The sequence below is a fragment of the Cyanobium sp. ATX 6E8 genome, from assembly GCF_024346335.1.
In the GTDB taxonomy this organism is placed as follows: Bacteria; Cyanobacteriota; Cyanobacteriia; order PCC-6307; family Cyanobiaceae; genus Cyanobium_A.
This window is the reverse complement of sequence record NZ_JAGQCT010000005.1, coordinates 92,088-105,180: the sequence shown is the minus strand read 5'-3', so window position 1 is coordinate 105,180 and position 13,093 is coordinate 92,088. Positions and strand designations below refer to the sequence as shown.

The window sequence follows — 13,093 nt, the reverse complement described above, 5'->3', positions numbered from 1 at the left end:
TCATTCAGGAAACAAGGGCCAGGAATTGCGCCAGCGCTTCCACCGGCTCGGGGGGCCAGCGCCGCGTCGATCGCAACCATTCTTGCTGCCGGTAGCGCGGATCGAGACCCGAAGCGGCGGCCCAGTTGCTCTCGGCCTCGCCACTGGCCCCCTTCTGCCAGAGCAGGGCCGTGAGCGCAGCACGGGCGTCGGCAAACAAGGGGTAGCGGCGGATCAGGTTGCGCAGCTCCCGCTCCGCCTCAGCCCTGTCCCCCAGCTGGAAGGCGGCCAGGGCGGCACTGGAGCGGGCCATGGCAAAACCGGGCCGGGCCAGGGACGCCGCCTCAAAGCAGCGGCGCGCTGCCTCCCAGTCGCCCAGCGAACCCTGCACATTGCCGAGGTTGTAGAGGGCCGAAGCCCGCGGTTCGCCCGCATCGCTCGGGGCCCGCTCCAGGATCCAGCGGTAGTCGGCCTCGGCGGCGGCCCACTCGCCCAGGGCCTCCTCGGCGGTGCCGCGGTTGAGATGGGGGTCGGGACTGTCGCCATCGAGGGCCATCGCCTTGGTTTGATCGGCGATGGCGGCCCGGGGGTCGCCGAGGGCCAGCTGCACATTGCCGCGGTTGCTCCAGGCCGCTGCATCATTCGGCGCCACCTCCAGCACCTGATTCCAGAGCGGTAGGGCCTCGCTGAAACGCCCCTCGCGGCTGGCACTGAGGGCCTGATCAAACAGCTGGGGCAGCAGCAACTGCACCCCCAGCAGCAGGGCCAGCAGGGTGGACATCACAGAGAGCTGCTCATGAAAGGGGCCCGCTCATGCCGCCGCTCCAGCGGGCCAGCCCAGGTGGCGGCGGCCCGCCGGGGTGACGATCCGGCCCCGGGGGGTGCGCTGCAGAAAACCCAGCTGCAGCAGGTAGGGCTCCACCACCGCTTCCAGGGTGGCGGAATCTTCCCCCAGGCCCGCCGCGAGGGTGTCGAGGCCCACCGGGCCGCCGCCGTAGCCCTCCAGCATCAAGGTGAGCAGGCGCCGGTCGCTGGCATCGAGGCCGCGGTCGTCAACGCGGTGCAGGCTGAGGGCCTCGGCCACCAGCGAAGCGCCAATGCGGCCATGACCCCGCACCGAGGCCACATCGCGCACCCGCCGCAGCAGGCGGTTGGCGATACGGGGGGTGCCGCGGCAACGGCGAGCCACCTCCAGTGCGGCGTCGGCCTCGAGCGCGATCTGCAGCAGGCCCGCGGCCCGCTCCACGATCGCCTGCAGATCGTCCAGGCCGTAAAACTCCAGCCGCTGGATCAGGCCGAAGCGATCCCGCAGCGGCGAACTCAGGGAGCCGGCCCTGGTGGTGGCCCCCACCAGGGTGAAGGGCGGCAGCTCCAGGCTGCGGGTGCGGGCCGTGGTGCCCTTGCCCACGGTGAGGTCGAGGCGGAAGTCCTCCATAGCCGGATAGAGGATCTCCTCAGCCACCCGATTGAGCCGGTGAATCTCGTCGATGAACAGCAGCTCGTGGGGCTGGAGGTTGACCAGCAGGCCGACGATGTCGCGGGGGCGCTCCAGGGCCGGCGCACTGGTGATGCGGCAGCGCACCCCCAGCTCCTCGGCCAGCACCAGCGCCATGGTGGTTTTGCCCAGACCCGGCGGGCCGTAGAGCAGCACGTGGTCGAGCGCCTCCTGGCGGGCGCGGGTGGCCTCCACGGCGATGGCCAGCACCTGCTTGAGCTCGCTCTGACCGATGTAGTCGGCCAGGCGCCGGGGCCGCAGGCCGTCTTCCCGGGCGGGCGCCACCTCCTCCGGCACGGGGGTGGGATCCACCAGGCGCGGCGGCGCGTCCGGGCGCCTGGGCTCGTGGCTGGGGCGGCCGCGGGGCGCCGGGGATCCCGAGGAAACAATCGCCATGAAGCGAGGGTACCGGGGGCTCCCTAGGGTCGGGAGATCGAAGGGACGGTTGCGGAGCAGCGATGGCCAAGGGCGGGGGCAAGAAGAGCGCCAAGGCCCAGCGCGATGCCGCCAACAAGCTGCTGGCCGACAACCGCTTTGCTCGCCACCAGTACGAGATCCTCGAAACGCTGGAGTGCGGCATTGAGCTGTTCGGCACGGAGGTGAAGTCGATCCGGGCCGGCCAGTGCAACCTGCGCGACGGCTTCTGCCTGATCCGCAAGGGGGAGCTGCAGCTGCACAACGTGCACATCTCGCCCCACAGCCATGCCGGGGCCTACTTCAACCACGAGCCCCTGCGGGTGCGCAAACTGCTGGCCCACCGCCGCGAAATCGACAAACTGCGGGTGGGGCTCGAGCAGAAGGGCCTCACCCTGATCCCGCTCAACCTGCATCTCAAGGGCTCCTGGATCAAGCTGACCATCGGCCTGGCCAAGGGCCGCAAGCTGCACGACAAGCGCCACGAGGAACGGCGCAAGCAGGACATCAAGGACGCCAAGGTCGCCATCGCCCGGCTCTGAATTCACGGGCCGGGGGCGCAGCCTGAGTGCGGATGCGGATACCTCTCCAGGATTCTGTACAGGCTGTACAGAATCCTGGAGACGGAACTCGGGAGACGCGCAACCCAGCAACCACCCCGGCTGGGCTCAATTCACTGCCGGTGGCACCGGCGGTGGCGGAGCAGCGACAGGCTGTGCGGGCACCGGCACGGTGGTCGGGACCTGCGGCGTCTCCAACTGGTCCGCCGGCGCCGGCGCTGAGGGCTCAGGGGCGGCCACCGGTGCCGGCGGATCCGCCCGCAGCGACAAGGTGATCAGGGCCGGCGCGACGCCCTCGTTGGTGACCAGCAGCTGCACCGGCGAGCGCTTCTGCACCCCCAGGCTCACCACCCGCAGGGGGCCCTTGGCCTCCAGCAGGTCGCCATCGGGGCCGAACACGCTCATCTGCATCAGGGGCGAGCCGTTTACCCCCAGCACCAGCCGGTAGCCGGGCGGCAGCCGCACCGGGAACAGCCGCGCCCCACCGGCCTCTACCTGGGCCGAGAGCACCCGGGTTTCCTGGGGCTGGGCCTGAATCGCCTCGATCTGAACATTGGCCAGGCTCTGCTCGGCCGCAGCAAACCAAAGCTGACGGAAGGGTTCAGCAGGAATGTCGGCGCCGGGGCGGCCCGGCAGCAGGCTCTGGGCACTGCCCGACACCAGCTGGCGCAGCACCGCGGGGCTGAGCCCCTGGCTCACCAGGGCCTGCTGGCGCCGCTCCCAGTCGGCATTGGTGTAACTGCCCAGGCGACGGCGGATCTCAAGGGGCAGCTGCTCCACCCGGGCCAGCCACTCCTCGGCGAGTTCGTTCCACACCTTGCGTAAGGGCGCATCTTCGAGGGAGTCGCTGGGCAGGCGGCCGCCCCGCTCCGGAAACTGGGCCAGCAGGCTGGCGTCCACCAACTTCAAAAACCAACCCCGATCCACCTGCATCGCCCGCAGCCGGTTGAGCAGCTGCTGGCGCTGATCCACCTCAGCGGGCGGCAGGCTGCTGGGCAGCTGCAGGGCCGCGTCGGGGGTGGGCAGGGCCAAGCGGCCGCGGCTCAGCCACCACCAGCCCAGGGCGGTGCCCACCACGGCCGAGAGCACCAGGGCGATCACCACCGGCCAAATGCCGCCCTCGGCGGCCTCCTCCCGCTCCTCCAAACGCGTGCGCAGGGCTGCGGGCGGTGAGGGAGGGGTGAGCGGTGGCAGCTCCGGCTCAGGGGGAGGAGGTGGCGGCTCCGGGGCTGGCGGTGGCTCGGGGGCCTGGGGCGGGGGGGCAGCCACGGGCGGGGGCACCAGAGCCACGGTGCGATCGGCGCGGGCCACTGGGCCGGTGCTCTCGGGCATGGGCAGGGTCTGGAACGCCGCCAGGGCCTGGGAGGCCGAGGCAAAGCGCTCGCCGCTCTCGCGCTCCAGCAGGCGAGCGATCTGGGCCTGAAGGGCCGGCTCGGCGCTGAGGCTGGCCGGCCAGCGCCAGGCGAGGGTGACCGGATCGAGCAGCCGGGCCGGCTCGTCGCCGCTCAGCAGCACCAGGGCCACCGCCCCCAGGGCATGGAGATCCATCCAGGGCTCGAGCTCAGCCGCGCGGGCCCGCTCCGGCGGTGCATAGCCCGGTGTGGCGGCCGGGGTGCCGGCCACCAGGCCGAAATCCAGCAGCACCGGCAGGCCATCGCTGTCGCGGCGCAGCAGGTTGGCGGGGCTGAGATCGCCGTGCACCAGCTCCTGGCTGTGCAACACCGCCAGCACCGGCAGCAGCTGACGCAGCAGCAACAGCACCTCGCCGGCACCAAACACCAGCTGGCGCTCGGCGCGAGCCGCCAGCAGTTGCTGGTAGGTGCGGCCGGCCTGCCATTCGCGCACCAGCCACAACCCCTCGGCCGCCGGGATCACCGCCCCCAGCCGCGGCACCTGGGGATGGAGCACCCCCTGCAGCCGGCCCCAGCGCTGGCGGGCCCGCTCCGGATCGATGCCGGGTCCCAGCAGCCGCAGGGCCATGGGCGCCTCGGACGCCAGCTGGTCGCTGGCGCGCCATAGCTCCCCCTGGGGAGCCTCGCCCGGGGAGGCGGCACTGAGGCACTGCTCAAGCCGGTAGCGATCGCCGATCAGCTGGCCCACCTGCGCTGCCATCAGGCTGCTCCTGCGGCGAGAGCCCGCTGGGGCTGGTGCAGCCCCTTGGCGGCCAGCCACGCAGCGTCGTAGAGGCGTGAGCGGTAGCGATCGCCGCTGTCGCACAGCACCGTGACGATCGTGTGGCCCGGGCCAAGGCGCCGGGCGGTTTCCACCGCCGCGGCCACGTTGATGCCCACCGAGCCCCCCAGGAACAGGCCCTCCTGCCACAGCAGCCGGTAGATCGTCTCGAGGGCGGTTTGGTCGTCGATGCGCACGGCGTCATCGATGGGGGCGCCCTCCAGGTTGGCGGTGACGCGGCTGTTGCCAATCCCCTCGGTGATCGAACTGCCCTCGCTGCTGAGCTCACCCCGGGTGACCCAGGCGTGCAAGGCACTGCCATGGGGATCGGCCAGCACGCAGTGCACCGCTGGGTTCTGCTCCTTGAGGTAGAGCGCCACGCCGGCGTAGGTGCCGCCGGTGCCGGTGGCCGCCACCCAGGCATCCACCTGGCCCTCGGTTTGCTGCCAGATCTCCGGGCCGGTGGAGTGGTAGTGGGCGCGGCGGTTGGCCAGGTTGTCGAACTGGTTGGCCCACACGGCGCCGGGCGTTTCGGCGGCAATGCGGCCCGAGAGCCTCACGTAGTTGTTGGGGTCGCGGTAGGGCACCGCCGGCACCGTGCGCACCTCAGCGCCGAGGCTGCGCAGCAGGCCGATCTTCTCGGCCGACTGGGTGTCGGGAATCACGATCAGCGCCTTGTAACCACGGGCATTGCAGAGGTGGGTGAGGCCGATGCCGGTGTTGCCGGCGGTGCCCTCCACCACGGTGCCGCCGGGCTGCAGCAGCCCCTGCTCCTCAGCCTCCAGCAGGATGCCGAGGGCCGCGCGGTCCTTGACCGAGCCGCCGGGGTTCATGAACTCGGCCTTGCCGAGAATCTGGCAGCCGGTGGCTTCGCTGAGGGCATGGAGCCGAATCAGGGGCGTGTTGCCAACGGCGCCCACGAACCCTGAAGTGATGCCGGCCATACCCGCGTGCTGTGCGTGGCGGGATCGTAGGCAAGGCCTCTAGGGTCGGGCCTGAATTCAGCCGGGATAGGCGGCGGCGGAATGGGGCAGGAGCTGGGGGCGCAGTACACACAGGTGCGCCAGCACAGCCTCGCCCTGGTGGCGCCCCTGGAGCCAGAAGACCTGTGCCTGCAAGGGATGGCAGACGCCAGCCCGCCCAAGTGGCACCTGGGCCACACCACCTGGTTTTTTGAGCAATTTCTGCTGCGCCCCCAACAAGACGCTGGGGTGGCCTTGGGCTACACACCGGCGCCAGCGGCCTGGAATTTTCTGTTCAACAGCTATTACGACGCCGTCGGCGCCCGCCACCCCCGGCCCCAGCGGGGCTTGCTCAGCCGGCCGGCGCTGGCGGAGGTGCTGGCCTGGCGGCAGCGGGTGGATGGGGCCGTGCTGGCCCTGCTGGCGCAGCTGGAGCCCGGCGATCCCCGGCTGGAGCTGGTGGAGCTGGGTCTGCAGCACGAGCAGCAGCACCAGGAGCTGCTGCTGATGGACCTGCTCGATGGCTTCTCGCGCAACCCGCTCGAGCCGGCCTACGCACCCCAGCCGGAAGACGCCTACCGCCGCGCAGTGCCAGATGGGGCGGAGGCCCAGGCGCCCGTCTGGCTGCAGCACGGGGGTGGGCTGGTGGAGATCGGCCATCCGGAGGGAGCCGGCGGCCCCGAGAGCCCGGCAGGCTCCTTCCATTTCGACAACGAAGCGCCCCGGCACCGCCAGTGGCTCGAACCCTTTGCGCTCAGCTCCCGCCTGGTGAGCAACGGCGACTTTGAGGCCTTCATCGCCGATGGCGGCTACCGGCGACCGGAGCTATGGATGAGCGAGGGCTGGGCGGAGGTGCAGGCGCGGGGCTGGCAGGGGCCGCGCTATTGGCGCGACGGCGAGGAGTTTTCGCTGGCGGGGCGGCAGCCGCGGCGGGCCGAGCTGCCGGTGCGACACCTGAGCTGGTTTGAAGCCGACGCCTACGCCCGCTGGGCCGGCGCCCGGCTGCCCAGCGAGGCGGAATGGGAGTTGCTGGCGCCCCAGCTGGAGCAAGCCTTCGGGGTGCTGTGGCAATGGACCGCCAGCCCCTACCGGCCCTATCCGGGCTTCGCGCCGGCCGCCGGGGCGGTGGGGGAATACAACGGCAAGTTCATGAGTTCCCAGATGGTGCTGCGCGGCAGTTGCTTCCTCACCCCCGCCGGCCACGCGCGGCCCACCTACCGCAACTTCTATCCACCGGCGAGCCGCTGGATGGCCGCTGGCCTGCGCCTGGCCCAAGAGCTGCCATGACGGTGCAGAGCCACCACGACCTGATCGACCTCCACCCGGAACCGGCCGACATGCGGCGGCTGGTGCGCGAGGGCATGGCGCAGCGGCCCCGCCAGCTGCCGGCTTGGTTGCTCTACGACGCCGAGGGCTCGCGGCTGTTTGAGGCGATCTGCGAGCAGCCGGAATACGGCCTCACCCGCACCGAAACGGCCCTGCTGGAGGAGCGGGCCCCGGAGCTGGCAGCGGCCCTGGGGGCGGGGGTGCTGGTGGAATTCGGCGCCGGCAATGCCCGCAAAGTGGGGCCCCTGCTGGAAGCGCTGCGGCCGCCGGCCTACGTCGCCCTCGACATCAGCGCCGACCATCTAGGGCCGGCCTGCCGGGAGCTGCAAGCCCGGCACCCGGCGGTGCCGGTGCTCGGCATCTGCTGTGACTACAGCCAGCTGCACCGGCTGCCGGAGCACCCCCTGCTCAACGGACAGCGGCGGCTGGGCTTCTACCCCGGCAGCTCAATCGGCAACTTCAGCCCCGAGGAGGCGAGGGTGCTGCTGGTGCAGCTGCGGCAGCTGCTGGGGCCAGGTGCCCGGCTGCTGATCGGCATCGACCAGCTCAAGGCAGTGGCAAGGCTGGAGGCCGCCTACAACGATGCCGCCGGCGTGTCGGCCGCCTTTGCCCGCAACCTGCTGGTGCGGCTTAACCGCGACCTGGCGGGCAGCTTCAACCCCGAGGCCTTCGCCTACACCGCCTGGTGGCAGCCCGAACACAGCCGCATCGCCATGGCCCTGGTGAGCCGCCAGGCGCAGACCGTGCAGCTGGCGGGGGAGGCCTGGAGCTTCGCCGCGGGCGAGCCGCTGATCACCGAGTACAGCGTCAAGTACGCGCCGGAGGCCTTCCTCACCCTCGCCGCGAGTGCCGGCTGGCGGGGCGCCGGCCGCTGGAGCGATCCGGCCGGCGACCTATCGCTGCACCTGCTGGTAACGGCAGACTCCTAGCCAGAGGCAAGAGCGCCATGGGTCGTGAAGAGCAACGGGCCACCATGCGCCAGGTGCGCGAAGGTCTGATCGCCGAGCTCGAGGAGCTGTATCGGGACGCCTTCGACCGCATCAGCAACCACGACCTGGGCGAGGGGGCGATCGCCCGGCTCACCCAACTGCTGCTGCGCTCGCGCGAGGCGGCGATCACGCCGCTGCAGCAGGAGATCGAAGCGCCGTTGATCACCAGCCCCGCCGGCAGCCCGGCCGCCGAACCAGATCCCCAGGCCACCCCGTGAGCTGGCTCGACGAACTGGAGGCGCGGCTGGAGCAGCAGCTGGAGAGCTTTTTGCGGGCCAACCCGGCCCAGGAAGCCCTGCTGGAAGAGCAGGAGGCGCGCGATCGCCAGGCCAAGCTGGTGGGGCAGCGACGTCAGTTGCAACGGCAGGCGGAGCAGGAGCGCCAAGCCCTGCTGCAACTGGCCAACGAGATCCGGCGTTGGCAGGAGCGGGTGGTCAAGGCCCGGGCCGCCGATGCCACCGCCCTAGCCGAGCGCGCCGAGGCCCACCAGCAAGGCCTGATGGAGCAGGGCCGCCAGCGCTGGCAACACCTGAGCGAGCTGGGGGTGAGCTTCGCAGCGGTGGAGCGCGACCTGGGCGAACTGGAGAGCCGGCCGCGCCCGCCACGGGCCTCCAGCCTCGAGCAGGACTGGGCCGCCTTTGAAGCCGAGCAGGCCTTAGAGCAGTTGCGACGGCGTCAGGCCTGAGAACACCGCGACCAAGAACTCCGCGATCGAGGACACCGTCGAGGCCACCCCCGATCGCGCTCTCCTGAACTCTGTACAGGCTGTACAGAATCCAAGAGAGCTCAAAATCCCAGCAGATCTCACCAGGGCCGGCAACACGCTCAAGAGTCTGTTGCCCGACGCCGAAGCGCTCTATCTCAGCGCCGTGGCCCTCAAGGAGCGCCTGGGGCTGGCGATCTATCGGCTTTCGTTCAGGCCTTGGGAGCCGGAGGCACCAGGCTGACGCCATCGGGCGGCGGCGTGGGGTCGGGATCGGCGATCAGCATGTGCTGCAGCACGATCTCGGGACGTTCACTGTCGCGCCAGCGGATCCGGTAGGCGGGCATCTTGGTGCCGCGGCTGGTGGTCTGCTCCACCGGCTCCATCACCCAGCCCCGGCGCGAGCGGCCCTGGGGGTTGCGCTTCACCACAGCATCCGCGTGTTTGAAGCGAAAACCGACGCGCTCGCCACTCATGGAATCGCTGGCCCCCTAATGGGGGATATTGCCTACTGAAGTCATTATCCCATTGCGCTCGGCCGCGCCTCGGGACGCAACAGCGGGAAGGCGATCACATCGCGGATCGAGGGGCTGTCGGTGAGCAGCATCACCAGCCGGTCGATGCCGATGCCCAGGCCGCCCGTGGGGGGCATGCCCACCTCCAGGGCCTGGAGGAAGTCTTCATCCACCTGCTGGGCTTCGTCGTCGCCAGCGGCCTTGCGGGCCTGCTGGGCCTCCAGGCGCTGACGCTGATCCACTGGGTCGATCAGCTCGCTGAAGGCATTGGCGGTTTCCCGGCCGACGATGAACAGCTCGAAGCGCTCCACCATCCCCGGCTTGCTGCGGTGGGCCCGGGCCAGGGGCGAATTTTCCACGGGGTAATCGAGCACGAAGGTGGGCTGGATCAAGTCGGCCTCCACCCGCTGCTCAAAGGCCTCCACCAGCAGCCGGCCCACCGAATCCGCCAGGGCCGGCACCTCGAGCCCCTGGGCCGCCATCGCCGCAGCAGCCTCCTCGCGGCTGCCAAAGCTGGTGAAATCCAGGCCCGTGGCGTGCTGCACCAGCTCGTGCATCGTGGCCCGACGCCAGGGGGCGGTGAGATCAATCTCGGCGCCCTGGTAGCTGATCTGGGTGGTGCCACACACCTGCTGGCACACGTGGGCAATCAGCTGCTCCGTGAGCGCCATCATGTCGGTGTAGTCGGCGTAGGCCTGGTAGATCTCCACCGAGGTGAACTCGGGGTTGTGGCGGGTGCTGATCCCCTCGTTGCGAAAGATCCGGCCCAGCTCGTACACCCGCTCGAAGCCGCCCACCACCAGCCGCTTGAGGTGCAGCTCGGTGGCGATGCGCAGGGTGAGGGGCAGATCGAGGGCGTTGTGGTGGGTTTCAAATGGCCGGGCATCGGCACCGCCCGGCACGCTCTGCAGCACCGGCGTTTCGATCTCCAGGAAGTCGCGCTCATCGAGCCAGCGGCGCATGGCGCTCACCGCCAGGGCTCGGCGCCGGAAGGTTTCGCGGGTGTCGGGGGACACGATCAGATCCAGGTAGCGCTGGCGGTAGCGCTTCTCCACATCCGCCAGGCCGTGCCACTTGTCGGGTAGGGGCTGCAGCGATTTGGTGAGCATGGTCCAGCCCTTCACCTTCACCGACAGCTCACCACGATCGGTGCGGCGCAGGCTGCCCTGCACACCGATCAGGTCGCCCGCATCCACCAGCGCGGTGAGGTGGGAGAAGGCTTCGGGATCCTCCGGCATGGAGGCCGCCAGGGTGGCCTTCTCAATAAACAGCTGGATCGGGCCGGTCTCATCGGCCAGGGTGAAGAAGGCGAGCTTGCCCATCACCCGACGGGTCATCACCCGGCCGGCCACGGCCACCGACACATCGCGCTCCTCGCCGTTGGCCAGGTCGGCGTGGGCCTGCTGCAACGCGGCGGTGCGGTGCGTGGGTTCGAAACGCAGGGCATAGGGTCCCTGGCCCAAGGCCGCCAGGGCTGCGGCTTTCTCCAGACGGGTCTCGCGCAGCTCCGACAAGGCAGACAGGGGGCTCAACCGGCCCATCCTGCAGGAACGCCCGACGGCGGGATCAGGCGGGCTGTTGTGCCTCAGGCAGGCTGTTGTGCGTCAGGCATTAGCCGCCAGGCCCGACTCGGCCATGCGCTGGGAGGCGTAACCGGTGCCGCGCACGGTGAGGATCAGCTCCGGGTTGCGCGGATCGGGCTCGAGCTTGCCGCGCAGGCGGGCGACATACACGTCCACCACCCGCAGGTCGGCTGCGCGGCGGGGCGGGTAGCCCCAGAGCTGCTCGAGGATCTCAGCCCGCGGCACCACCCGGCCCGGCTCGCGGAACAGCAGCTCCAGCAGGCTGAATTCGGTGTAGGTGAGGCCGATGCGCTCACCATCGCTGGTCACCTGACGGCGGTTGGTGTCGACCACCAGATCGCCCACCCGCAACACGCCGCTGCCGCTCTGCACCTCGCGCGGCTCCGTGGAGGCCGAACCCCGGCCCACCCGGCGCAGGATCGTGGCGATGCGGGCCTCGAGCTCCTTGGGGCTGAAAGGCTTGGGCAGGTAGTCGTCGGCACCGAGATCCAGACCCGACACCCGCTCCGCAATGGCATCGAGGGCCGAGAGGAAAATAATCGGCACGCAGGATTCGGCCCGCAAGCGCCGGCACACCGCAAAGCCATCGAGCTTGGGCAGCATCACGTCGAGCACGACGAGATCGGGCTGCTCCTGGTGGAACAGGCTGAGGGCCTCTTCGCCGTCCTCGGCACAGATCACCCGGTAGCCGGCCAGCTGCAGGCGCATCACCAGCACCCGGCGCACCGCCGCCTCATCGTCCACCACCATCACGGTGGCCTTCGGCTCTACCGGGCCAGTCCCAAACATGTCGGAGGAGGCGCCGGCGAAGGGCTCAGCGGCAAAGGGCTCAGCAGCCGCTGGACGAAACGCCCGATCCCCCGAACTGGGCCTGTCCTCCGAGGGCATGTGCGGGAAGCCAGATGAAGAATCGCAACTATACCTCTCTAAGCGCCCTGCGGTCATCCCCCAGATCGCCGATGCCGGAGCCGATCTGACCACTTTTAAGGATTTCTGCAGAAACAGACAGATTGCGGCAGTGCTGATATCAGCCCCAGCGGGCGCTGGCGTAGCGGTTCCATTCGTCGGCTGCCGCGGCCAAAGCAGCATCGCTGCCCACCTGGCCGAGCATGGCGCGCTGCAGCTGGGTGTACACGATCGCCTGGAGCCGCTTCACCCCCGGGCTGGCCGGCACCAGCACCCGCGCCCGCCGCAGGGTCTGGGCGGAAAGCAGCCGGGCCCGCTGCACCAGCGCCTCTTGCTGCGTCTGCGCGCCACCGGGCACCCCCAGGGACACCTCCAACTGCTGCAGGGCCTCGCGGTTGGAGGGCAGCACCCGCGCCTGCTCAGCGAAGGCCAACTGGTTGGGGCCGTTGGTGAGAAACAGCGCGAACTGGGCCGCCTCGGCCACCAGGCGGCTCTGCTTCGGCACCACCAGGTTCATCACGGCCACATTGGCCTCGCCACCGGCGCCGGTGAGGGGCGCAAAGGGTGCCGTCACGGCGGCAATGCCGGGGGCATTGGTCTGCAGGTTGCGCAGGAAATCGGGGCCGGTGGCCACCTGGGCCAGGTCGCCCGACTGGTAGAGCTCGATCGCCCGCCGGTAGCCCTGGCTCACCACCTCCCGCGGCAGCAGCCCGCGGCGGTAGAGGTCGCTCCAGAAGGCGAAGGCGCGGCGGCCGGCCGGGCTGTTGAACGCGGCGCGGTGGTCGGGATCGAGCAGCTGCACCCCCATCTGCACGAGGGTTTCCAGCAGCTCGGCCGAGTCGTCGGGCACCACGGTGACAAACAGGCCGTAGCGGCCGGTGCGGCGGCGCACCGCTTCGGCAAAGGCGGGCACCTCCTCCCAGGAGCGCGGCGGCGCCCCGTAGCCAGCCCGCTCCAGCAGCCGGCGGTTGGCCATGGTGATCCGGGCCGTCAGATACCAGGGAATAGCGAACTGCTGCGCCGAACCCTGCTGCCCCGACTCTTGACGCCCCGCGTCCCAGATCGCCGGCAGGTAGGCGTCAGCCGCCCCGGCGGGCAGCACCGTGGTGAGATCCCGCAGCCCGCCCTTGCTGGCCAGGTTGGCGGCAAAAGGGGGGTTGAGGTTGACCAGATCGGGGGCGGTGCGAGCGAACACCGCCGCCAGCAACTTGCGCTCCACCGAGCTCCAGGGCACGTCGGTCCAGCGCACCCGGAGGCCGGGGTTCTGGCGTTCCCAGCTGGCGATCAGCCCCTGCAGATAGCCGTTGAATTTGGGAGCCAGATCAAGGGTCCAAAAATTCAGCACCCGCGCGCCGGAAGCTCCGCCGCGCCAGCCCTCTCCCCCACCGGATCGGCCGCAACTGCCCAGCCCGGCCGCCAGCAAGGCCGCGGCCGAACCCCCGCCGAGGAGTTCGAGAAAGCGACGCCGGCCCTGCTCGCGTGCCATCGG

At 70.3% G+C, this 13,093-nt stretch carries 13 protein-coding genes; 5 read left to right on the top strand and 8 right to left on the bottom strand.

From position 1 onward, the window contains the following. Positions 1-4 precede the first annotated feature (4 nt). Both KBY70_RS06395 and ruvB read right to left on the bottom strand, forming a co-directional pair. Positions 5-760: a tetratricopeptide repeat protein gene (locus KBY70_RS06395; protein ID WP_094559049.1), complete on the bottom strand. Its 756-nt coding sequence runs from the start codon at positions 758-760 to the stop codon at positions 5-7. Positions 761-790: 30 nt separating this feature from the next. Then, the gene (gene ruvB, locus KBY70_RS06390) at positions 791-1,870 is read right to left on the bottom strand and encodes a Holliday junction branch migration DNA helicase RuvB (RefSeq protein ID WP_254987853.1); all 1,080 of its coding nucleotides are present in this window, start codon (positions 1,868-1,870) and stop codon (positions 791-793) included. Positions 1,871-1,932: 62 nt separating this feature from the next. Here ruvB and smpB point away from each other — a divergent pair, with 62 nt between their 5' ends. Then, positions 1,933-2,430, top strand: coding sequence for an SsrA-binding protein SmpB (gene smpB, locus KBY70_RS06385; protein WP_254987852.1), 498 nt, complete (start codon positions 1,933-1,935; stop codon positions 2,428-2,430). 126 nt (positions 2,431-2,556) lie between these two features. On the opposite strand, the gene KBY70_RS14400 is transcribed toward smpB, so the two are convergent. Both KBY70_RS14400 and KBY70_RS06375 read right to left on the bottom strand, forming a co-directional pair. Beyond that, complete coding sequence (locus KBY70_RS14400; protein WP_094559046.1) at positions 2,557-4,560, bottom strand: serine/threonine protein kinase; 2,004 nt, start codon at positions 4,558-4,560, stop codon at positions 2,557-2,559. Then, positions 4,560-5,564, bottom strand: a complete 1,005-nt coding sequence (locus KBY70_RS06375) for a cysteine synthase A (RefSeq protein WP_094559045.1) — start codon at positions 5,562-5,564, stop codon at positions 4,560-4,562. The genes KBY70_RS14400 and KBY70_RS06375 overlap by 1 nt, the downstream gene beginning before the upstream one ends. An 81-nt stretch (positions 5,565-5,645) precedes the next feature. Here KBY70_RS06375 and egtB point away from each other — a divergent pair, with 81 nt between their 5' ends. From egtB to KBY70_RS06355, 4 genes are read left to right on the top strand one after another with little or no spacing between them, the layout of a single operon-like run. Further along, positions 5,646-6,869, top strand: coding sequence for an ergothioneine biosynthesis protein EgtB (gene egtB, locus KBY70_RS06370; protein WP_254987851.1), 1,224 nt, complete (start codon positions 5,646-5,648; stop codon positions 6,867-6,869). Further along, entirely contained in the window at positions 6,866-7,837 is a 972-nt protein-coding gene (gene egtD / locus KBY70_RS06365; protein WP_254987850.1) for an L-histidine N(alpha)-methyltransferase, read from the top strand. The genes egtB and egtD overlap by 4 nt, the downstream gene beginning before the upstream one ends. Before the next feature lie 17 nt (positions 7,838-7,854). Then, positions 7,855-8,115 (top strand): hercynine metabolism small protein, encoded by a 261-nt coding sequence (locus tag KBY70_RS06360; protein ID WP_254987849.1) that lies wholly within the window; start codon positions 7,855-7,857, stop codon positions 8,113-8,115. After that, entirely contained in the window at positions 8,112-8,582 is a 471-nt protein-coding gene (locus KBY70_RS06355; RefSeq protein WP_254987848.1) for a hercynine metabolism protein, read from the top strand. The genes KBY70_RS06360 and KBY70_RS06355 overlap by 4 nt, the downstream gene beginning before the upstream one ends. 230 nt (positions 8,583-8,812) lie before the next feature. Here the strand turns inward: KBY70_RS06355 and KBY70_RS06350 are convergent, their stop codons facing one another. The 4 genes from KBY70_RS06350 to KBY70_RS06335 form a co-directional block, all read right to left on the bottom strand. Beyond that, the gene (locus KBY70_RS06350; RefSeq protein ID WP_094559041.1) at positions 8,813-9,076 is read right to left on the bottom strand and encodes a hypothetical protein; all 264 of its coding nucleotides are present in this window, start codon (positions 9,074-9,076) and stop codon (positions 8,813-8,815) included. A gap of 44 nt (positions 9,077-9,120) precedes the next feature. After that, positions 9,121-10,629, bottom strand: coding sequence for a lysine--tRNA ligase (gene lysS / locus KBY70_RS06345; protein WP_254987847.1), 1,509 nt, complete (start codon positions 10,627-10,629; stop codon positions 9,121-9,123). A gap of 90 nt (positions 10,630-10,719) precedes the next feature. Further along, positions 10,720-11,487: a response regulator transcription factor RpaB gene (rpaB, locus tag KBY70_RS06340; protein ID WP_254987882.1), complete on the bottom strand. Its 768-nt coding sequence runs from the start codon at positions 11,485-11,487 to the stop codon at positions 10,720-10,722. A 238-nt stretch (positions 11,488-11,725) separates the two neighbouring features. Next, a complete protein-coding gene (locus tag KBY70_RS06335) occupies positions 11,726-13,090 on the bottom strand; it encodes an ABC transporter substrate-binding protein (protein ID WP_254987846.1) in 1,365 nt (454 codons plus the stop codon). Positions 13,091-13,093 lie beyond the last annotated feature (3 nt).